Origin of the sequence: Hallerella succinigenes (assembly GCF_002797675.1) — a bacterium.
In the GTDB taxonomy this organism is placed as follows: domain Bacteria; phylum Fibrobacterota; class Fibrobacteria; order Fibrobacterales; family Fibrobacteraceae; genus Hallerella; species Hallerella succinigenes.
Genome location: NZ_PGEX01000001.1, coordinates 1,870,110 through 1,889,558 on the forward strand (window position 1 = coordinate 1,870,110; position 19,449 = coordinate 1,889,558).

22 protein-coding genes are annotated in these 19,449 nt (G+C 48.3%); 15 read left to right on the forward strand and 7 right to left on the reverse strand.

The genetic code is table 11. The annotated features are described in order from the left end of the window. Window positions 1-226 precede the first annotated feature (226 nt). Complete coding sequence (locus BGX16_RS08510; protein ID WP_100425656.1) at window positions 227-529, reverse strand: transposase; 303 nt, start codon at window positions 527-529, stop codon at window positions 227-229. Next, on the reverse strand, window positions 523-753 hold the full coding sequence (locus BGX16_RS15245; RefSeq protein WP_100425657.1) for a DUF4372 domain-containing protein: 231 nt from the start codon (window positions 751-753) through the stop codon (window positions 523-525). The genes BGX16_RS08510 and BGX16_RS15245 overlap by 7 nt, the downstream gene beginning before the upstream one ends. Before the next feature lie 229 nt (window positions 754-982). On the opposite strand from BGX16_RS15245, the gene BGX16_RS08520 reads away from it, so the two are divergent. Beyond that, a complete protein-coding gene (locus BGX16_RS08520) occupies window positions 983-2,101 on the forward strand; it encodes an AAA family ATPase (protein WP_100425658.1) in 1,119 nt (372 codons plus the stop codon). Window positions 2,102-2,104: 3 nt separating this feature from the next. Beyond that, the gene (locus BGX16_RS15000) at window positions 2,105-3,340 is read left to right on the forward strand and encodes a YecA family protein (protein WP_100425659.1); all 1,236 of its coding nucleotides are present in this window, start codon (window positions 2,105-2,107) and stop codon (window positions 3,338-3,340) included. Between the two features lie 113 nt (window positions 3,341-3,453). Here BGX16_RS15000 and BGX16_RS08530 read toward each other — a convergent pair whose 3' ends face one another. After that, window positions 3,454-3,945 carry a DUF2798 domain-containing protein gene (locus tag BGX16_RS08530; protein ID WP_198514893.1) on the reverse strand — a complete coding sequence of 164 codons (492 nt, stop codon included), beginning with the start codon at window positions 3,943-3,945 and terminating at the stop codon, window positions 3,454-3,456. A 147-nt stretch (window positions 3,946-4,092) separates the two neighbouring features. On the opposite strand from BGX16_RS08530, the gene BGX16_RS08535 reads away from it, so the two are divergent. The 7 genes from BGX16_RS08535 to BGX16_RS08565 all read left to right on the forward strand — a co-directional run bounded on the left by BGX16_RS08535 (window position 4,093) and on the right by BGX16_RS08565 (window position 8,348). Then, window positions 4,093-4,374 (forward strand): hypothetical protein, encoded by a 282-nt coding sequence (locus tag BGX16_RS08535; protein ID WP_100425661.1) that lies wholly within the window; start codon window positions 4,093-4,095, stop codon window positions 4,372-4,374. A gap of 236 nt (window positions 4,375-4,610) precedes the next feature. Then, on the forward strand, window positions 4,611-4,964 hold the full coding sequence (locus BGX16_RS08540) for a cyclophilin-like fold protein (protein WP_097020925.1): 354 nt from the start codon (window positions 4,611-4,613) through the stop codon (window positions 4,962-4,964). Window positions 4,965-5,057: 93 nt separating this feature from the next. After that, window positions 5,058-5,384 (forward strand): ArsR/SmtB family transcription factor, encoded by a 327-nt coding sequence (locus BGX16_RS08545; RefSeq protein ID WP_100425662.1) that lies wholly within the window; start codon window positions 5,058-5,060, stop codon window positions 5,382-5,384. Window positions 5,385-5,440: 56 nt separating this feature from the next. Next, window positions 5,441-5,680, forward strand: a complete 240-nt coding sequence (locus BGX16_RS08550) for a thioredoxin family protein (protein WP_157797946.1) — start codon at window positions 5,441-5,443, stop codon at window positions 5,678-5,680. Next, the gene (locus BGX16_RS08555) at window positions 5,677-6,096 is read left to right on the forward strand and encodes an arsenate reductase ArsC (RefSeq protein WP_100425664.1); all 420 of its coding nucleotides are present in this window, start codon (window positions 5,677-5,679) and stop codon (window positions 6,094-6,096) included. The genes BGX16_RS08550 and BGX16_RS08555 overlap by 4 nt, the downstream gene beginning before the upstream one ends. Further along, window positions 6,074-7,063 (forward strand): permease, encoded by a 990-nt coding sequence (locus BGX16_RS08560; RefSeq protein WP_100425665.1) that lies wholly within the window; start codon window positions 6,074-6,076, stop codon window positions 7,061-7,063. The genes BGX16_RS08555 and BGX16_RS08560 overlap by 23 nt, the downstream gene beginning before the upstream one ends. Window positions 7,064-7,301: 238 nt before the next feature. Next, window positions 7,302-8,348 carry an IS630 family transposase gene (locus BGX16_RS08565; RefSeq protein ID WP_073306514.1) on the forward strand — a complete coding sequence of 349 codons (1,047 nt, stop codon included), beginning with the start codon at window positions 7,302-7,304 and terminating at the stop codon, window positions 8,346-8,348. Between the two features lie 374 nt (window positions 8,349-8,722). Here the strand turns inward: BGX16_RS08565 and BGX16_RS08570 are convergent, their stop codons facing one another. Continuing rightward, complete coding sequence (locus BGX16_RS08570; protein WP_100425666.1) at window positions 8,723-9,112, reverse strand: metal-dependent transcriptional regulator; 390 nt, start codon at window positions 9,110-9,112, stop codon at window positions 8,723-8,725. Window positions 9,113-9,249: 137 nt separating this feature from the next. Here BGX16_RS08570 and BGX16_RS14620 point away from each other — a divergent pair, with 137 nt between their 5' ends. From BGX16_RS14620 to polA, 4 genes are all read left to right on the forward strand, one after another. Further along, entirely contained in the window at window positions 9,250-9,477 is a 228-nt protein-coding gene (locus BGX16_RS14620; RefSeq protein ID WP_157797947.1) for a hypothetical protein, read from the forward strand. A 220-nt stretch (window positions 9,478-9,697) separates the two neighbouring features. After that, window positions 9,698-10,222 carry a hypothetical protein gene (locus BGX16_RS08580; RefSeq protein WP_100425668.1) on the forward strand — a complete coding sequence of 175 codons (525 nt, stop codon included), beginning with the start codon at window positions 9,698-9,700 and terminating at the stop codon, window positions 10,220-10,222. 29 nt (window positions 10,223-10,251) lie between these two features. Then, a complete protein-coding gene (gene purT / locus BGX16_RS08585) occupies window positions 10,252-11,448 on the forward strand; it encodes a formate-dependent phosphoribosylglycinamide formyltransferase (RefSeq protein ID WP_100425669.1) in 1,197 nt (398 codons plus the stop codon). A gap of 23 nt (window positions 11,449-11,471) precedes the next feature. Next, a complete protein-coding gene (polA, locus tag BGX16_RS08590) occupies window positions 11,472-14,240 on the forward strand; it encodes a DNA polymerase I (RefSeq protein WP_100425670.1) in 2,769 nt (922 codons plus the stop codon). On the opposite strand, the gene BGX16_RS08595 is transcribed toward polA, so the two are convergent. Both BGX16_RS08595 and BGX16_RS08600 read right to left on the reverse strand, forming a co-directional pair. After that, entirely contained in the window at window positions 14,237-14,515 is a 279-nt protein-coding gene (locus BGX16_RS08595; RefSeq protein WP_100425671.1) for a GIY-YIG nuclease family protein, read from the reverse strand. The two genes, polA and BGX16_RS08595, sit on opposite strands and share 4 nt — an antisense overlap. Window positions 14,516-14,674: 159 nt before the next feature. After that, complete coding sequence (locus BGX16_RS08600; protein ID WP_100425672.1) at window positions 14,675-15,727, reverse strand: acyltransferase family protein; 1,053 nt, start codon at window positions 15,725-15,727, stop codon at window positions 14,675-14,677. A 329-nt stretch (window positions 15,728-16,056) separates the two neighbouring features. Here BGX16_RS08600 and BGX16_RS08605 point away from each other — a divergent pair, with 329 nt between their 5' ends. Both BGX16_RS08605 and BGX16_RS08610 read left to right on the forward strand, forming a co-directional pair. Continuing rightward, window positions 16,057-16,875: a hypothetical protein gene (locus BGX16_RS08605; protein ID WP_100425673.1), complete on the forward strand. Its 819-nt coding sequence runs from the start codon at window positions 16,057-16,059 to the stop codon at window positions 16,873-16,875. Window position 16,876: 1 nt separating this feature from the next. After that, window positions 16,877-17,602: a hypothetical protein gene (locus tag BGX16_RS08610; protein ID WP_100425674.1), complete on the forward strand. Its 726-nt coding sequence runs from the start codon at window positions 16,877-16,879 to the stop codon at window positions 17,600-17,602. A gap of 83 nt (window positions 17,603-17,685) precedes the next feature. Here BGX16_RS08610 and BGX16_RS08615 read toward each other — a convergent pair whose 3' ends face one another. Further along, entirely contained in the window at window positions 17,686-19,440 is a 1,755-nt protein-coding gene (locus tag BGX16_RS08615) for a 30S ribosomal protein S1 (protein ID WP_100425675.1), read from the reverse strand. Between the last annotated feature and the right edge of the window lie 9 nt (window positions 19,441-19,449).

Below are 19,449 nucleotides of genomic sequence, written 5' to 3' on the forward strand. Positions count from 1 at the left end.
GAAAACGCCTAGGCCCTAGAATTCGTACGCTCTAAACTTTTATTTTGCCGTTGCAAGCCCCTCCCTAAAAAAACGGATGTTATGGCGGGCCGGGCGAATGCTGCATCATCGTAGCCAGCCCTGAAAAACTCCAGTGCCGTTTAAGTCCGCGCTGCACAAGCGTCAGGAGCAGATTCGCGATGAGCGTTATCCAGATTTGGATCTTGATCGAGGTCGAGGCTGTTCGTCAAGAGCTGGACTTCCTGCTCCTTGCATCCCCTTCCGGATGTCTTGGTTTCAACATACGAAACGATCCTGGCCCTGTGCGTCGTGCCGTCCTTGTGAAAGACGACTTCCTTAACGGATTTTTTCCGAATTTCCCGTCGTCAAGCAGGAGGCTTTCGGAGACGGTTTCATAGGTCAGGTTCTTCTTCATTTTGGTTACGTAAGTCACGCCACGCCGTGTCAGTTCCTCGAACTTTTCATAGTCGATGTAGGCGCGGTCCATGGCAAGCACGTCGCCATCGTCAAAGTTCGCGGGCTTCAGCATGAAACTGTTGTCTCCAAAGATCGAGTCGCTCCTTTTTGCGTTGGCGTCCCCCAGCGTGCTCCGCTTTGGTACGAGCCCATTTGCAGATGCGTCCACGTGTCAAAAGACTTCCTGTAACGTTCTCCGCCAGATTCCGTGCTGATCTTGAGGACTTCGTCCCTGTCAAGATACTTGCAGAGTTGCGCGAAGACCGGCTGTCCGGTAAAAAATGTACTTTTGACCATAGCGTTTTGTTTTTGTTTGTTTTGTGGTAATTACAAAGTAAAAACAAAACGGGCGGGTTCTTCGTCTGAGGATCCTGCCATTTTTATTTTTGGCTATATTTTTACCGGACACTAATAATTTAAGCCAAACGTCTGGTACACAAACTTGTGGACCACAACTTTGTGTACTTTTTGGTACACAGCATTGTGTACCGACGAAAAATAATGTATATTCTAGGCGGAGGTTCCCATGAACGACGCTTTTATATATGGTTATGCGGTTGAGGGCGAAAACTTTACGGATCGCAAAGCCGAGACCAAAAGGCTCAAGGCGAATTTTGAGCATGGGGTAAACACCTTGCTTATCTCTAATCGCCGTATCGGCAAGACATCTCTGGTTCGCCATGTCGGCCGCTTGGTGAATCCGAAAAAGGCCCTCGTCGTTTATTTGGACATTTTTGATTGCCGCAGTGAATACGATTTCTACAATAAACTTGCGACCGCGGTCTTGCAGCAGACTTCGTCAAAGATTGATTCTATCCTGCAAAATGCGAAGAATTTTTTGAGCCGGGTTTCGCCTAAAATCAGCATGGGGCCGGATCCGACGTCTGAATTTTCGCTTTCGCTGGGTATCACTCCGAAGGAATACGCTCCCGAGCAAATTTTGGAATTAGCCGAAAGGATCGCAAAAAAGCAAAAGAAACGCATCGTTGTTTGCATCGACGAGTTTCAGCAGATAGGCGAGTTTCCGGATTCAATCTCGGTTCAGAAAAGGCTTCGCGGTGCATGGCAGTTGCAGCAGAACGTTTCGTATTGTCTGTTGGGCAGCAAAAAGCACCTGCTCACAAACATCTTCCAGAACAAGAGCATGCCATTCTATCAGTTTGGCGACGCGATTTACCTGGGGGTCATTTCTACTGAAAATTGGGTTCCCTTTATCTGCGATAAGTTCAAGAAACATGGACTTCGTATCGACAAGGAACAGGCTTCAAGAATTTGTGGCGAAGTGGAAAATTATTCTTCTTACGTGCAACAGCTTGCCTGGCTGGTAATGTTGCACACGGAACGCGAAGTTACTTCTGAAATAATTGATACCGCCATGAATGAACTTATCGCCCAGAACGCGGCGCTCTTTATGCAGCAGACAGAGGGGCTTTCCAGTTACCAGATGAACATGCTCCGGGCGATTGCCGCGGGGATTCATAATGGATTCTTATCGCAGGAGGTGCTGGAGACCTATCGCCTCGGGACTAAATCGAATATTCCCCGAATAAAGAAGGCCCTGATAGACCGAGATATAGTAGAACAGCGTGAAACGGGTCTCTATATCAGCGACCCCATATTCAACAAGTGGTTCAGGAGATTTTAAGAAATGAACATCAATTCTCTGCCGAAACAATATCGTAGCCGTTTACTCCGTGAAACGAACTGCATCCACAAAGAACCGATTCCGTTTAAGACTCTTGCAAAACTTCTGAATGCTTGCCCAAAGGATTCCGTCCAGGATATTCATTTCTGCACGACGCCGGAACTAGAAAAAGACGAGGCTTGCGAAGAACAATTGCGCAAGGCCGAGTACATCGAAATCCTTAAAAAGCGAATTCCCAAAATATTCGAGAGCTTTGTCAAGTATTCCGGTGAATTTGAATATTCGCTGTTCTTGGACCTTATGTTTGATGAATACGCGAATAACGCTCCCTTCAAGGAAATGTTCCCGGAAGGTTATCCTGCAAAATTCAACTTTCTGAACATCGACGAACGCGTGTTCAAGTTCGTGGAACAGAATTTGTCTATTGGGTTTATGTTCCTTTTTGGAACGGATGAAGACCACTTGACATTGGTTGTTCCTGAGGAATTTCTTGAAATTGTGGATGGAACAAAACGGTCTATGGCTGGGTTCCATGACTATTGCAAGGTTTACGCCAATCTTTATGGCGTCTGCAATCCCGAAACCGTCATCAGCAAGTGGAACATGGACCATGTCGACCGCACCCTGACCAAGAAACAAGGCGTTGCGGCAATCAACGAGTGCAGTTTGTTTACCCGTTATTTTATAAATTATGGCGTGTGCCTTTGCACTTGGAGTGTCGAAACATCTGTAGCGATTGAGCACATTATTGAAGAACGTAAGATCCATCGCCCCTACAGGCCGACCGATGAGGAATTTAACGAGTGGCTTGACTATACGGATGATATCAATGAAAATCTTGCGGAATTCAAGACCATCCGCGATCATTTTAAAAGATATTCGGATAAGCCCGCCTCTGCTGATTTTGATGCGCACTGCCTTCTGGACGATTTGCGCATAGGACTGCAACATCCTGCTGCAATTATTGAAAGGTATCGTCTGCAAATCGGCTTTACCCGTATCGATATGGATAAGATTACGCCTATTATCAGTGCCATTATGGAACTGAACAACAAGGCTAGGCTTTGGGTTACTTACGGAAATGCTCCAGATGAATTGTCTTCGTCTCAAGAAAGCTGCTTTGGAATGAAGCAGAATATCGCCGTTGTTCGCTCGACGCCGAAAGTGGGGCGCAATGATCCTTGCCCTTGTGGTAGCGGCCTCAAGTACAAGAAGTGCTGCGGCAAAATGGTGAATTAGACCCTTCCTTCATGAACCCGAACGGAATGAGCTTCTTGACAAGGAGTTTCTTGCCGTTGAATTGTTCTTCGATGCCTGTCACAATCGAAAAGATAGATGAATTTATTTACGGCTCAGTTAGAAACAGCGACTTCCCGGCGTGCGTCGCGGTACTTGTGCAGGCCTAGCATCACGCGACGGGCAATCGGCTGCGCGATCAAGATTTCTACGGCAAGCGAAATGGCAAAGTTGCGGGGCCACTTGTAAAAGAAGTTCACGATGGGTTCCGTCGTAATTTCGCGATTTCCGACCCAGGTGCCTACAATCGTCAAGATGATGGACATCAGGAAAACCGTGCACATGATGTTGAGGGTAATCACCGCGTGGAAGCTGTCGCCTTCCTGCGTGAGTCTTGATGTCAGGAACGCCGCAGGCTTGTATGTGACAAGCACCGTCGCGATGACGCACGGCCAAAGAATCGGCATAATCGGGAATACATGCGCCCAGCTTTCCATGCTAAAGCCCATCTCGAAACAGGTGATGAGCGGCGCGATGATGTTCATCGAGATAATCGAAAGCGTCACGAGAAATAGGGTGAATTCGCGTTTGCCGCGCGGGAGTTTCATGTAAAAGTCCATTTTAACCTCTTTTGTTGCGGGCCCTGCGCAATAAAAAAGGCGCAAAACCCTGATGTTTGAGTTTCACGCTGAACCATTATACGCAATGAAATTTCGTGCCCATAAATAAAATTTTTTTTTGGCTTTGTCAAGAACTTGCCAACGGAAAATTTTTTCCTAAATCCGCTTGCGAAATCAACGTGTAGCGGTCCCGTCCTCACCAAGTTCCTTGCGATGGTGAACGCTGTGAACGGAGTTGCCCCGATTATAGCCCCGGTGCTAGGCGGATTCTTGCTGAATTTCATGAGCTGGAAGGGAACTTTTGCGCTGAATACCGTTTTCACGAGCATTGGTTGCGCGTTGTCGGGTAAAGTCGGCAACGAATACAAGGCTCTGAAAATCGCGGGCACGGGAATGTTCGGTTCATGTTCAATATGAGCCAGCTTCCCGCAACGGCCTTGGCATTGAACGCTGAGCGTACAAATGCAGGTACCGCTGCAACGGCCATCGGTTCACTATGCGCAAAAGGCATAGTGAGTCATAGCAAATAAGTATTTTGAATTGCTAGCACAATTATTTATTTTGTGTGTATGCGAAACATCGTACTTGTAGCGTTGTTCTTTCTCGTGGCCTGCAGCGATGCCAGTTCATCATTAAAAGTGGGTGAGGCTACCGTGAAACTCAAAATCCATGTGAACGACACCACCTTCACGGCAACGCTCGAAGAAAATTCCTCCGCCAAGGCCTTCGCCGAATTCCTTGCGCAGGGCGACCTCACGCTCGACATGCACGACTACGGCAGTTTCGAGAAGGTGGCCGACCTGCCACGCAGTTTTCCGCGTAACGACAAGCAAATCGACACCGATGCAGGCGACATCATCCTTTACCAGGGCAATTCCATCACCATCTACTACGACAAGAATTCCTGGAACTTTACGCGCCTCGCCCGTATCGACAACGTGAACAAGAAACGCCTCCAGCAGATTCTCGGTAAAGGGAACGTGAAGGCGACTTTCTCGGTGGAATAAACGTTTTCTTGTCTCCTCAAGAAAAAAAACAATAATTCCCTTGCTTTTCAAAAATAATGTTTGTATATTTACGAACAATAAACAGGAACCGAAATGGCCCAAAAGAGCAAATACTGTGAAGAAACAGAGATCTTGGCGAGGTATGCCAAGGCATTGGCGCATCCCGCACGCGTAAGTATCATGCAGTTCTTGGCCAAGCGCAATACCTGTTATTTTGGCGATATCCACGAAGAATTGCCCATTGCGAAGGCCACGGTTAGCCAGCATTTAAAGGAGCTAAAAGAGACCGGTTTGATCCAGGGTGAAATCGAAACGCCCAAGGTCAAGTACTGTATAAACAAAAAAAACTGGAAAAATGCCCAGGCATTGTTCAGTGATTTTTTCAATAAAGATTTTTGCGATAGGGAATGCGGATGCTAAAAAATTTTGCCATATATGTTCGTTGTTCTACGAACTACAAACAAAAAAGAGGAAAAATGAAAAACATAAAAATACTCATGAGCCGGTGTGGCTGTAACATTGCTTTCGCCGAATCTGTTGAAAAAATCGTTAAGGAATCGGGCCTAGAAGCTTCGGTCTCCCGCATTGATGATGTTGTCCAAATGCTTCCGTACAATGTCATGACATTACCCGCGCTTGTTGTCGATGAACGGCTTGTGTCCACAGGTAAAATTAGCGAAGATAAAATAAAAGAACTTATCAAAGGTGAAATATGAAGATACTCTTTCTTTGTACAGGCAACAGGTGCCGTAGTCAAATGGCCGAAGGATTTCTCAAGGCTCTGGATTCGTCGTTGACCGTATGTTCTGCAGGAACGTTTCCGGCAAAGAACGTGCATCCGACTGCAATCGAAGTGATGAAGGAACGAGGGGTTGACATTTCCCTTAATAAGCCCAAAAATGTATCGCAGTACCTTGATACATCGTGGGACAACGTTGTCACCGTCTGCGACAAGGCGAAAGAAAGTTGTCCGTTTTTTTTGGGGGGCGTCAAGAACAGAATTCATCTTGGCTTTGATGATCCTGACGCGTTCAGAGGAACAAAAACCGAAATTCTGCAGGAATTTCGTCGTGTAAGGGATGAAATCGACATGGCTGTAAGGACTTTCTATGATACAATCATTCGCCGATAATCTTGTTTACAACATTATTGGATTGGATGGCTCGTCTCCTTTGGGCTCGACGATAAATTTCTTCGTTTACGACAGCCTCAAAATTATCCTGATATTGCTTTTTATTAGTTTCCTGATGGGGCTGCTGAATACATTTTTCCCGATTGAGGCGATTCGCAATTTTTTGTCGTCGCATCGTTTGTACGGAGTCCAATATTTCCTCGCCGCAATCTTCGGAGCGGTTACCCCTTTCTGCTCATGTTCCAGTATTCCCCTGTTCATCGGTTTTGTCAGGGGCGGCATCCCCCTTGGCGTCACGTTCAGTTTTCTTATAACATCGCCACTTGTAAACGAGGTCGCTGTTGCCATGCTTGCGGGAACATTCGGATTGAAAGTGACTGTGATTTATGTAGGTTCCGGCGTGTTTCTTGGAACATTTTTAGGGATGTTCCTGGAATGGTTCAAGCTGGAAAGATTTCTAAGCGATTGGGTGAAAAATTTGCAGCAGACAAACGAATCTGTCAACAACGACGCAAAGCCATGCAGCCTTAAGCAAAGGGGCGTTCAAGTACTGCAGGAAATACCCCAAGTAGCAAGGGATGCCCTTGGTGTAACGCGTTCGGTTTTGCCCTATGTGCTTGCAGGCATTGCGATCGGCGCATTAATGCACGGTTATGTTCCTTCGGAATTTTTTGAAGAATACCTGTCAAAAGACAAATGGTTTGCCGTTCCCCTGGCGGTAATTCTTGCCGTTCCCATGTACGCAAATGCAGCTGGAGTTATTCCCATTGTCGAGGTTCTTGTTCAAAAGGGTGTCGCTCTTGGCACGGCACTTGCCTTTATGATGGCCGTTGTGGGACTCTCGCTCCCCGAAGCCATACTTTTGAAAAAGGTCATGACACTTAAGCTGATATATGTCTTTTTCGGAACGGTTACGGTGGCTATCATCGTTCTTGGAATCGGCTACAATCTTTCTATAAGTTCCTGATTATTTAGTTTGTGTTAATGTCGGCGAACCAAGTGAATCATCGTTTTGAATTAGTTTTGGCGATTTTAATGCAATAAATCTGCCAAAAATATGGATAAATCAATAGATTTGGCAAATTTTATGGTGTAACTCCGCCAAAAGTTGAAATTTTTAGCCTATTTTGGCAAAAATGTTGTATAGTTATAGATTAGGCAGATAAATACTTTACAAAACAAGCAAAGTTTACTATATTTGCATCATGGAAAAAGATGATGCAAGAAAGAATGTCCAGAGCCTTCTCGAAAAACGGAAGACAATCGTAAAAATGAAGAAGGCGGGATTCAAGAAAAGCAAGATCGCAGAGACCTGCGGCGTGAGCCGCCCCATGGTGGATGCAGTTCTATCGCTTTACGAGAAAGGCGGGATGAATGCGCTCAAGCCGAAGACAAGGGGCCGCAAGGAAAGGGAAAAAAGGCTCCTTTCCGCCAATCAAGAATCCGAGATACAGAAACTAATCCGGGACAAGCGTCCCGAACAGCTCAAGTTCAAGTTCGCCCTCTGGACCCGCGAAGCGGTTGCGGAGCTTGTCCGCAGCAAATTTGGAGTGAAGCTGGCCAAGAGAACGGTCGGCGACTACCTCAAAAGATGGAACTTCACCCCGCAAAAACCGATTGTCCGCGCGTACGAGCAAAACCCCGAAGCGGTGAAGAAGTGGCTCGAAGAGGAATACCCGAAAATAAAGGCCGATGCGGTATGCGAGAATGCGGAAATCCACTGGGCGGACGAGACCGCCATCGTGAACACGGATGTCCGTGGCCGCAGCTACGCCCCCTGCGGGCAGACCCCGGTCGTGAAGGCTCCCGGATGCAGGGAGCGCTTTTCCATGATATCGGCGGTGAACAATCGCGGGAAGTGCCACTGGATGATGATTGACGGGGCGTTCGACGCGACGAAGCTCATCGACTTCATGACGGCTCTGGTGAAGGATGTGTATGCAGACGGGAAAGGGAAGAAAGTGTTTCTCGTGATGGACAACCTGAGGGTTCACCACAGCAAGCCGGTAAAGGAATGGCTTGAAGCGAACACGGACAAGATAAGCGTATTCTACCTGCCCAGCTACAGTCCCGAGCTGAATCCTGACGAACGTCTTAATGCCGACCTGAAACACGAAATATCTTCCAACGCACCGGCTCGGACTCGCGAAAAGCTACGCTCCCATGCGGAATCCCACATGAAAATGGTGAGCAACAGCCCTGAACGAGTAATCAAGTATTTTGGCGACAAGCATGTCTCTTATGCAGCATGACTATGTAAAAAATATATCCGCCGGAGCAATAGGTTCCGAGGTGCCCCTGGCGATGAAAAAGATTATCGGACGCGGTAGAGAACTAAAAAATTCAAACTCATATTGAACTCGAAGAAATCCGAGTTTGTAGTGGTATGTGGCAGACGCCGTGTTGGAAAAACATTTATAATCCGTGAATTTTTCAAAGAAATCAGAGAAAGATTGCTAGAAGAAATTTTCTAAGAATAATCTTGTTTAGCAGTTGTTAATGAGAAATGAATTGTTTGGCAAATCCTCCATTTGGAAAGTGGTAATCAAGCAGGCTGTCAAGAACGCAAAAAATCCCGGTCGCTGTGTCGGGATTTTGATTTTCCAAGAATGGGATTTGGTATAAATTAAGACTTCCTTTCGTCGTGGACAAAAGCGTCGATCGCGTTGAGGGATTCCTGCGAAAGAATGTGTTCCATTTTGCAGGCATCTTCGTTTGCGTTCTTTTCGCTGACGCCGAGCTTGGTGAGCATGGCCTTGAGCAAAAAGTGACGGGCGAGAATTTTTGCAGCGGTCTTTTTGCCGACCGGGGATAGGGAAATGCCTGTGTACGGTTCCTGAATCACCAAGTCGAGTTTCTTGAGTTCATTCATCGCTTTGTTCACGGAAGGCATTTTCACGGAAAGACGTTCGGCGATATCCTTGACGTGTGCGGTCCCCTTGTTTTCTAGACAAAGAATGTGAACCATTTCCAAATAATCTTCGAGGCTCTGCGAAAGCTTCAGTGTTTGAGACATTTTTCACCCTTACTTTTAGCTCTATCTAAGTATAATAAACATAACAAACAGAATCAAAAAAAACAAGAGCGAGAAGAGTCCCTATAAATATTGAATACGTTTGCGTTCTTCGATCCAATTTGAAATAAATTAAAAATGTGAATGCAGATAAAAAGAAATACAGATGGGATAGGGAAGAAGACGTCTCCGCCATTCTTTTCGCCTTCGTCGCACGGGAAAATTTCATCTTTGAGTTTGGGGGAATTTTCTTCGGTTTTGGAATGTTCTCCATTTTTAAAATCCTTTGCTATCACGGTTTTAATTATATCCGATTAAAAGCTTTTGAGGCATCGCAAGCACCTTACGCTTATGCTTTGAACGGTTGAGACATGATGAACGCTTATGGGAAGCTTCCGTTACAGGGAAGGGTTGTTAGATTTCTGATGCGAAGAGGGTGGAGAATGCGGGATTCGGATTGTTGGAATCGTATGAGTTTAACCGCCCAGGTCGCAGGATTTTGCAGAATTTGATGCTTTTGTGGCAAAATACAACCTTCGATAAAGATCTGCATTTCGTAGGGGGAAAAGAAAATTCTAAAATTGGAGTATGGAGAAAATTTCTATAGCCGCATTCGCTTTTTGCCTTTCGACATCCGCGCTTTTCGCGATGGATTCAGAAGAACGTTTGACCGCTCAGGAAGAAGAACTTCGTTTGGTTCAGGAAACTTATGATACGCGTATCAACGAAGTCATGGAGACCCTGAATGAAAAAGATTCAACCGCTTTCTTTAAAGCGCGTGCCGAAGGCAAGTATGTGACGTGGAAAGATTTTGAAATTGAAATGCCGAGTCTTCAGATGTTCACGATCAAGGAAGAACCTTACGGTTACACGCTCAAGAGCAAGCATAACGCGCGTGAATCGGTGACCGTTCTTGTGTACACGCGCGATGACGATTTGTATTACAAGACGACGATCGGAAAGAAAGCATCGAATGATTTTAGTCGCATGGTGGAAGCGATCTTTGAAGCCGAAGGGGAAACTACATCGCGTGAAGGAACGGCTTGCAACAGCAAAGCGGTTTCTTGCATTGGCGGCTACGAAAAAGGCACCCCGGGCAAGAACAAAAAGTAATTCGACAAAGACTTAACTAGGGAAAATTTATGGCAGCAGAACTTGGATCGATTGGTACACCTCTGAGCACGAGCGCAACGCGCGTTCTCTTTTGCGGTGCAGGTGAACTCGGCAAGGAAGTCATCATTGAAATGATGCGCCTTGGCGCCGAAACGATTGCCGTGGACCGCTACGCAAACGCTCCGGGTATGCAGGTGGCGCACCGCAGTCATGTAATCAATATGCTCGACGGTGCGGAACTGCGCCGTGTGATCGAAATGGAAAAGCCGGACTACATCGTTCCGGAAGTCGAAGCGATTGCGACGCCGACCCTCGTGGAACTCGAAAAGGAAGGCTACAACGTGATTCCGACCGCCATGGCGACACGTCTCACGATGAACCGCGAAGGCATTCGCCGTCTTGCCGCTGAAGATCTAGGCATTAAGACGTCCCCGTACCGCTTTGCCGATACCGAAGAAGATTTTAAGGCCGCCGTGAAGGCTGTGGGCATTCCGTGCGTCGTAAAGCCCGTGATGAGCTCTTCGGGTCACGGACAGAGCACGGTCAAGTGCGAAGAAGATATCGATAAGGCTTGGAACATTTCTCAGACCGCAGGTCGCACGGGTAAGCCTTCCCGCGTGATCGTCGAAGGTTTTGTGCCGTTCGACTATGAAATTACGATGCTCACCGTGCGTCATGTGGGCGGTACGAGCTTCCTCGAACCGGTCGGTCACCACCAGGTGAGCGGTGACTATCAGGAATCCTGGCAGCCGCAGCCGATGAGTGCCCATGTGCTCGAACAGGCTCACGACATTGCCAAAAAGGTGACGGACGCTCTCGGCGGTCGTGGCATCTTTGGCGTGGAGCTTTTTGTGTGCGGCGAAGAAGTGCTTTTTAGCGAAGTGAGCCCGCGTCCGCATGACACCGGCATGGTGACTCTCATTTCCCAGGATCTTTCGGAATTTGCCTTGCACGCTCGTGCAATCCTCGGGCTTCCGATTCCGAACATCGCATTCCGCGGTCCGTCCGCTTCCAAGGCAATCGTTGTTGAAGGCGAATCGGATAAGGTGCGATTTAGCAATCTCGCCAAAGTCCTCGAAACTCCGGATACGGGCATTCGCCTGTTCGGTAAGCCGCAGGTGGGCGGTCACCGTCGGATGGGCGTTTTGCTTGCCCGCGCGAACTCCGTCGAAAAGGCGGTGGAAACGGTAAAGGAAATGCGCGAAAAGCTGAGCGTCGAACTATAGGAATATTTTGGAAAGGAGGGCTCATGTCCGCTCCGCGTAAGTTGCTTTTGTTGGATTCGTTTGCACTCGCGTTCCGCATGTTTTATGCGTATGCGAAAAATCCGTTGGTGAATAAAGACGGCTTGGATGTTTCCCTGGTGCACGGTTACTGGGGCGCTGTACTTCGCATTCTCGCCAAGCATAAGCCGACGCATTTTGCAATTGTGACAGATGTAGGCGCGCCGACGTTTCGGCATGAACTTTACCCGGAATACAAGGCGAATCGCGGTCCGATGCCCGAAGAAATGGCCAAACAGATGCCGCTCCTCGAAGAAATCATCAAGGTCAGCGGAATTCCACTGCTTTCCGAAAAAGGTTACGAAGCTGACGACGTAATGGCCGCCGCTGCGGAAGTTGCGTACAAAGAAGGTTTTGAACAGATTCTGCTGGTGACAAAGGACAAGGATCTTTCGCAGGTCGTGAACGATCGCATCCATCTTTTCCATTTGGAAAAAGGGGCGGACGGCATCGACTTTGGACCGGAACAGGTCAAGGAAAAGTACGGCATTCCGCCGGAACAGATCCGCGATTATCTCGCTTTGATGGGAGACTCTTCCGATAACGTTCCGGGTGTTGCGAAGGTTGGCCCCAAAACGGCTGTACAGCTTTTGCAGGAATACGGCTCGATCGACAATTTGTATGAGAACCTCGACAAGATTACCAAAAAAGGTTTGCATGACAATCTGGAAAAGGGCAAGGAAAACGCCTTCCTTTCGCGTGAACTGGTAACTATCCAGTCGGCACGCGGATTCAAGGGGACCATGGCAGAGCTTGAATTCAAGGGCATCGAAAGCGATGCGATGGCAAAGCTCTTTAAGGAAAACGAAATTTTTAGTCTGATCCGTTTGCTCGAAGATGTTCCGTCCAAGGCGGGATTTTCGGGTGAACTTCCGAAGCGGCATGCGAAACCGTTTGAAACGGTTGTCGTGCGCACGACCAAGGCTTTTAAGGAAATGATGGAAGCGGTCGAAGGCTCTCCTTCGCCTGCGATTTCTGTGATGTATGACGGTTCGAATCAAATGGAAACACGCATTTCGGGCGTTGCCTTTGCAACGGAACCGGATAAAGGTTTTTACGTGCCGCTCGGTCACACGGACGACATGGGAATTCCGCTGAACAACATCGATACGGAATATTTTTCGGATTGGTTTGTGCCGGCGTTTACGGTTGCGCAAAAGCCGTGGCGTATGTTCGGTGCAAAGACCGCGTTGCATGTGCTATCCTGGTCGATGGATGAACGTGTGGAACCGCATCAGGTTTTGGATGCCCAGATTGGAGCATGGCTCGTTTCCCCGGGGGAATCCAAATACGAGCTTGAAGAACTTTCGATGCGTTATGTGGGCAGGGAAGTTCCCTTAAAAGAAACGCTTGTCGGTCGTGGAAAAAATGAAATCGAATTTTGCCGTGTGTCTGTTGACGATGCAGCGGAATATGCCGCACAGACCGCTGCGGCGATTTATGAACTCTGGGACAAGATCCAGGAAAAGCTTTCTCAGAACGGGCAGCTGAAGCATTTTGAAGAAACGGAAATGCCGATTCTCAAGGTGCTCTTTAACATGGAAGAAAACGGCGCGTCCGTGGACTCCAAGGCTTTGCAGGCGCTTTCCGCAGACTTTTCGACGCGCATCGAAAAAACGGAAGAACTCGTGTACCAGCTTTCGGGTGGAAGCCCGTTCAATATCAGTTCTCCAAAGCAGCTCGCCGAAGTTCTTTACGACGATTTTAAGCTCAAGGTCTTGAAGAAAACGGCGACCGGCCGCAGCACGGACAGCGCTGTTCTCGATCGCCTTTTGAACGAATTCGACCTTTCGGAACAGGAAACACTTTTTATTCAGTCGATTCTGAATTACCGCGAACTGAAAAAGCTTCAGAACACTTACGTGGAAGTTCTCCCGACGCTCGTGAACAAGGAAACGCATCGCATCCACACGAACTTTGTGCAGTGGGGAACGGCGACGGGTCGCCTTTCGAGCCGTGATCCGAACTTGCAAAATATTCCGATCCGTTCTGAAGAAGGGAAAAAGATTCGTGCCGCGTTTGTCCCGGAAGATCCGGTTCATAACGTGATTCTTTCCGCGGACTATTCGCAGATTGAGCTCCGTATGCTCGCCCATTTGAGCGAAGACGAAAAGCTGATCGAAGCTTATAACAGCGGCATGGATATTCACGCGCTCACGGCTTCTGCGGTCTTTGGCAAGGCCCCTTCCGAAGTGACCGCAGACGAACGCCGCCGCGCCAAGGTGGTGAACTTTGGCGTTCTTTACGGCATGACGCCGTTCCGCCTTTCGCGCGATTTGCACATTCCGATGGGCGAAGCGAAGACTTTTATCGACGGTTACTTTAACCTTTACCGTGGCGTGGAAACTTACGTGGAAAAGATTAAACAGTTTGCGCATGAACACGGTTACGTGGAAACTCTCACCGGCCGCCGTCGCGCCATTTTAGGCATCGATTCGAGTGACCGCACGGAATGTCAAATGGCAGAACGCATGGCGGTGAATACGCCTGTGCAGGGAAGCGCTGCCGATTTGATCAAGACGGCGATGATTCGTGTCGCTAAGCGGATCGAGGAAGATTCCTTGCCGCTGACGATGATGCTCCAGGTGCACGATGAACTTGTGTTCGAATGCCCGAAGGACCGCGTGGAAGAAATGGGAAAAATCGTGCAGAGCGAAATGCAGAGCGCGATGGAATTGAAGGTTCCTCTCGTCGCTTCTGTCGGCTATGGTGCAAACTGGCTCGAAGCGCATTAAGCTTCGGGAAAGAACGCGGGGAGCGTTCCTTCCGCAAGTTCAATACACGCCTTTTTGATTTCGAGCGGTTGACGCTTGATTAAAAATTCTAGGCGCATGGCGTCGTGTTTGGTTTTTAATTCAAAGACCTTGAGAATTTTTTCTGGGGGGAACGCCTTGGTGAACTTGGCGCCCTTCCCGGATTTGTGCGCTTCGAAACGTTTTTGTACGTCAGTCGCGTACCCGGTGTAAATCCGGTCGCCCTTGCAAAGCAACATGTAGACGTAATGCGACATATTTTAAAGTTAAAACTTTTGAGCGTCCATGCAGATTGCTTCGTCGCGTTTCACGCTCTTTGCAATGACAGAGGGGGAGCTTCTCGTAATGACAGAAGGGGCGTCCTTTTCGCTGTCGTGTTTCAAGAAGTTCTGTGGCACGTTGGAGAATGCCTCTTTTTAAAGGAACGTTAAAGCTTTTCGGGTAACTTTGTTTAGAAGATAAGCAATTAAAAGAATCAGGAGGATGGTCACCGCCAAGAGAGCGGCTACGTTCCATTCTGTAAATCGCAGGTGCAGTTTAGCGAATAGCTGAATATAAGCTGCTTGACTCCAAAGAATTGCTACGTGCTGTACCAAAAATACGCAGTAGGAAAGCGGAGCGATTTTTTGAACGGAAGTGCCGACCGCTTTGTTGCGGAGCAGGGACGGAGCAAGGTAAAAGCCAAAGACGAATAGGGCGATGGCAGCAATAGTTCCGAAGCAATCCGTGTTGAGACTTCCGGGAATGTCGATGAAGGACAAAACGATAAAGACTATCGCAGAGATAATCGCCGTTCGCGAGCTCCGGAGTTTTTCCAGGTTCTCCACTAGGGCAAATCCCAAGCAGAACTTGAACAGGAGCGTGAAGGGGTATGCGCTCAATAAAAAATTCGGGGCGGGAATCCAAAACTGCAACGCATAAAGAACCGTCAAAACGGACAGGGTAACGATAGGCGCCTTTCGATAGACTTTGGCGAGGAGCGGATAGAGAAGATAAAGGAATACGATCGCTCCCACAAACCAGTCTCCGCAAAAGGCGTATGTGCTCACTCCGTAAAGCTTAACGTAGCCATCAAAACCGATGAGCGTAAGCAACAGCGTCAGAGGATGCGCAAGGGCAAAGGTGTTTCCGTCGGTCAACGCGTGACGCAATAGGCTAAAGGGAATGTAAAGGCTTAAAATCCAGAAGGGCGGGTAAATCGCCAAGGCTCGTTTTTTGTAAAAGCGCTGAAGGGAAATTTCCTTAGAAGGCGCATTCAACAAGTCCCCGTATTTCTTATAAAGTAACCCACCTGAAAGAATCAAAAAGATCGTGACAGCGACGTTTCCAAAATCATAGTTCGGAGTGGTGCAGAACAAGTTCATAACAGGAATCCCGGCGAAACCGTATTCAACAGCGAAATGGTAGGTGATGACAAACAGCATCGCCAAAATTCGCAGAACATCCAATTCCTGAATTCGCTTGATCATACTGGCAAAGATACAAAAGATCCGCAGCGCTTTAACAAAAATCCCGGGTCTTAAAGACTCGGGATTTTTGTATGTATTCAAAACCGCCGGCTAGGCCGGTGGTCCCGTTTAGCCTTCTGGCGTTCCATCCTCGACAAACAAGAAATCCTTTGGTTACTATTGAAATGCGGTCTGCCGGTAAGGACCTTCCGCAAGTGGCAGATCGACCAACGCGACGTGACGCGTGGCTAGTATCCTAGGGCTACGCCCGTAAAAGAAGAACCGCCGGCTATGCCGGCTATTGTAAAATTGCGTTTTTTTTATTTTTGTAAAAATTTATAGGTTTAGGCATGAAAAAATTATTTGCTTTGATTTGTCTGTTTTCCGCTTGCGTTTTTGCCGAAGGCTCTGCGTGGGAAACTGCTCCCCATTTCTCCACTTCGGAATCTGCAACTTTAGAATCCTCTGCGTCTGAAGCTCCGGCTGTGGAATCTTCGACGCTTGCCGCTCCTGTGGCAGAAGAAACTTTGCCTACCGCAAAACAAACTGCGCCGCGGATCGCGAACCCGAAGGAACACCGTGGCTTTTACAGTAATTTCGGTACGGGCTTTTCGTATGTCAATTTCCATACGGAACAAGTAGATGGCAATGACTACGAGGAAGCGAGCTTTAAGGGATTTACCTTCCCGCTTATGGATTTCCGCTTTGGCGTTGGCGTTGCAAATTTGCTCGTTTTTTATACAGAGTTCAATATTGCGGTTTATTCTGGCGAAGCAAATGATATCGAGATTTACTGTGATTCTTATGGGAATTGCGATGTCGACAAGGGTTCTGACGACAATTCGATTATGGCGCGTTCGTATATTGGTTTTGGAACGTCGATTTATCCGTTCCGCGATACAAGCTCTGCTTTGAATGGCTTCTTCTTGGGAGGATCGATTGGTTATGGATTAGATGCCGTGTATGGAGCTGATCTAGAATCTGTCGATTCCGAAGTGAATGTGGATTGGGGCTTTACGGTAGAAATTGGTAAAGACTGGTGGGTGAACGATCATCTCTCGATCGGTCTCAGTGCGGCGTATTTCCATGCGTCGCCGAAGGTCTATGTAACGGGCAGTGACAACGGCATTGACGGTTTCCACATCCTGTTCCGTTTGACGCGAGGCTAAAATGAAGACTCTCCTCCGAATGGGCCTTTGCGCGGCTCTGCTTTCCTCCGTCGCCTTTGCCCGTAATCCGCATGAGCACCGGGGCTTTTATTTTAGCGCGGGCATCGGTCCTGCTTATCATTCTTTTTCGGCAAGCTCTTCTTCGTCTAGCTATCGCTACCGCTGGAATGAGTATACTGCCGAATATGACTATTTCTGGGAATCGGAAAAAGAGGAAAATTCCTATAATGCGTTTGTCTTCCCGGCGATTGATTTCCGCTTTGGAAAATCCATCGGGAATTTGATTGCGCTTTACTCCACGTTTGATTTCATGTTTGACACGGACAACTGGGAATGTTTACGTGAAGAACAGAGCGATGTTTATGGAAAAACTTCAGAAAAAGCGGACTCAGAAAATTCGATCATGTTTTCTGGTGGAGCGGGCCTCGGGTTTGAAGTCTATCCATTTTTGAATCCGAATTCGGTGATGCGCGGTTTCCATATCGGGGAATCGACCTCTGTCAACGGGATGCTTCTCGATGCTGTCGGCGATGTCGGCGATAGGTCTGAATGGGGCGGTGTCTTTGTGGCCAATCGCATTAACGTAGGTATGGACTGGTGGGTGAGCGATACCTGGTCTTTGGGTGTTGAATTTTCTTATACCTATTTCGGTGTCATCGAAGTGGATTCCGACGATGACCCGGATCGACATTTGTTCCGTCTGATGTTCCGTTTCACACGCGGATAAATTTTTTTCAAATACAAAATCAAACAAAAAATCCCGGGTCTTAAAGACTCGGGATTTTTCAAATCAGAATGGGAAGTTAAAAATTAGGCTTCTTCTTCAGACTTCTTGGACTTCTTAGCCGGAGCAACAGCTTCAGCGATGGTAGTACCGTTTTCGCCCGGCTTGTGGGAATCCATCCAAGCCTTGAGCTCAGCGGATTCACGGTTCTTGAAGTAGTCCACCACAGAGAGATAGATCTTGCGGTTGTTCTGGTCGATTTCCGTCACAGCAGCCGGAACTTCGTCGCCGACCTTGAAAGCGTCTGCCGGAACCTTGATGTATTCGGCAGTGAGCTTGGAGACCGGGATGAAGCCTTCGAGACCGTTCGGGAGTTCCACCACGACACCACGGTCGAGGAGACGAACGATCTTGCCCTTCACTTCGGAGTCAACCGGGAAAGCCTTTTCGACGGAATCCCACGGGTCTTCGGTGAGGTGCTTCATGGAGAGGGAAATGCGACGCTTTTCCTTATCGACTGCGAGAACGACGCATTCGACCTTGTCACCCTTCTTGACCATTTCGGACGGGTGATTGATCTTCTTCGTCCAGGACATATCGGAAACGTGGATAAGGCCGTCAACGCCGTCCTTGATTTCGACGAATGCGCCGAAGGAAGCGAGGTTACGGATTTCGCCCACGACGCGTGCGCCCGGAGGAAGTTCGTCATCGATGTGTTCCCACGGATCTTCTTCGAGCTGCTTCAAGCCGAGAGAGATGCGTTCCTGTTCTTCTTCGACCTTGAGCACGACAGCTTCCACTTCCTGGCCAACGGCGAGAATCTTGGACGGGTGCTTCACGTGCTGAGTCCAGGACATTTCGGAAACGTGGATGAGGCCTTCGATGCCATCTTCGAGTTCGACGAATGCACCGTAATCGGTGATGGAAACGACCTTACCCTTCACGACCATGCCTTCCGGATAACGGGCGGCAACGTCCTTCCACGGATGCGGCTTAAGCTGCTTCATGCCGAGAGAGATACGTTCCTTCTTGTCGTTGAAGTCGAGAACCATAACTTCCACTTCATCGCCGAGCTTGACGATTTCAGACGGATGGCTGATACGCTTGTAGCTCATGTCGGTGATGTGGAGGAGACCGTCTACGCCGCCGAGGTCAATGAATGCACCGAAGTCGGTGATATTCTTGACGATACCCTTGCGGACCTGACCCTTGTCGAGAGTGTCAAGGACCTTGTCGCGCTGACTGTTGCGCTGTTCTTCGAGAACGACGCGGCGAGACACGACGATGTTCCTACGAGCCTTGTTGACCTTGATAACCTTGAGGTCAAAATCCTGACCGATGAGGGCGTTGATGTCCGGGATCTGACGGAGGTCGATCTGGGAGCCCGGAAGGAAGGCGTCGATACCGAAGAGGTCTACAACCACGCCGCCCTTGATACGCTTCGTGAGCGTACCGCGAACAATTTCATTGTTTTCGAAAGCCTGGTGAATACGTTCCCAAACGCGCACGAAGTCGGCCTTCTGCTTGGAGAGAACGAGACGGCCGTCGTCGTCTTCGAGCTTTTCGATGAAAACTTCGATTTCGGAACCGACTTCAGGAATTTCGCCTTCCTTGAATTCGTTGCGAGAGATAACGCCTTCGGACTTGAAGTTCACGTCGACGAGCACTTCCTGATCGTTCACCTGGCTGATCTTGCCGGTGACAACCTTGCCCGCTTCGAGGCCTTCCATACCAGCATAAGCTTCTGCGGCTTCGTTCGTGCCGATGGAACCGAGTTCCTTTTCAGCTTCGAGAATTTCTTGGAGGTCTGCGTCTGTACCGAATTTGAGTTTTGTAGACATATATTAATT

Bases quoted from the DNA above. Each gene is read 5' to 3' on its own strand.
- BGX16_RS08510 (WP_100425656.1), bottom strand. From the start codon at position 529: ATGCTGAAGCCCGCGAACTTTGACGATGGCGACGTGCTTGCCATGGAC.
- BGX16_RS15245 (WP_100425657.1), bottom strand. From the start codon at position 753: ATGGTCAAAAGTACATTTTTTACCGGACAGCCGGTCTTCGCGCAACTC.
- BGX16_RS08520 (WP_100425658.1), top strand. From the start codon at position 983: ATGAACGACGCTTTTATATATGGTTATGCGGTTGAGGGCGAAAACTTT.
- BGX16_RS15000 (WP_100425659.1), top strand. From the start codon at position 2,105: ATGAACATCAATTCTCTGCCGAAACAATATCGTAGCCGTTTACTCCGT.
- BGX16_RS08530 (WP_198514893.1), bottom strand. From the start codon at position 3,945: ATGAAACTCCCGCGCGGCAAACGCGAATTCACCCTATTTCTCGTGACG.
- BGX16_RS08545 (WP_100425662.1), top strand. From the start codon at position 5,058: ATGGCCCAAAAGAGCAAATACTGTGAAGAAACAGAGATCTTGGCGAGG.
- BGX16_RS08550 (WP_157797946.1), top strand. From the start codon at position 5,441: ATGAAAAACATAAAAATACTCATGAGCCGGTGTGGCTGTAACATTGCT.
- BGX16_RS08555 (WP_100425664.1), top strand. From the start codon at position 5,677: ATGAAGATACTCTTTCTTTGTACAGGCAACAGGTGCCGTAGTCAAATG.
- BGX16_RS08560 (WP_100425665.1), top strand. From the start codon at position 6,074: ATGATACAATCATTCGCCGATAATCTTGTTTACAACATTATTGGATTG.
- BGX16_RS08565 (WP_073306514.1), top strand. From the start codon at position 7,302: ATGGAAAAAGATGATGCAAGAAAGAATGTCCAGAGCCTTCTCGAAAAA.
- BGX16_RS08570 (WP_100425666.1), bottom strand. From the start codon at position 9,112: ATGTCTCAAACACTGAAGCTTTCGCAGAGCCTCGAAGATTATTTGGAA.
- BGX16_RS08580 (WP_100425668.1), top strand. From the start codon at position 9,698: ATGGAGAAAATTTCTATAGCCGCATTCGCTTTTTGCCTTTCGACATCC.
- purT (WP_100425669.1), top strand. From the start codon at position 10,252: ATGGCAGCAGAACTTGGATCGATTGGTACACCTCTGAGCACGAGCGCA.
- polA (WP_100425670.1), top strand. From the start codon at position 11,472: ATGTCCGCTCCGCGTAAGTTGCTTTTGTTGGATTCGTTTGCACTCGCG.
- BGX16_RS08595 (WP_100425671.1), bottom strand. From the start codon at position 14,515: ATGTCGCATTACGTCTACATGTTGCTTTGCAAGGGCGACCGGATTTAC.
- BGX16_RS08600 (WP_100425672.1), bottom strand. From the start codon at position 15,727: ATGATCAAGCGAATTCAGGAATTGGATGTTCTGCGAATTTTGGCGATG.
- BGX16_RS08605 (WP_100425673.1), top strand. From the start codon at position 16,057: ATGAAAAAATTATTTGCTTTGATTTGTCTGTTTTCCGCTTGCGTTTTT.
- BGX16_RS08610 (WP_100425674.1), top strand. From the start codon at position 16,877: ATGAAGACTCTCCTCCGAATGGGCCTTTGCGCGGCTCTGCTTTCCTCC.
- BGX16_RS08615 (WP_100425675.1), bottom strand. From the start codon at position 19,440: ATGTCTACAAAACTCAAATTCGGTACAGACGCAGACCTCCAAGAAATT.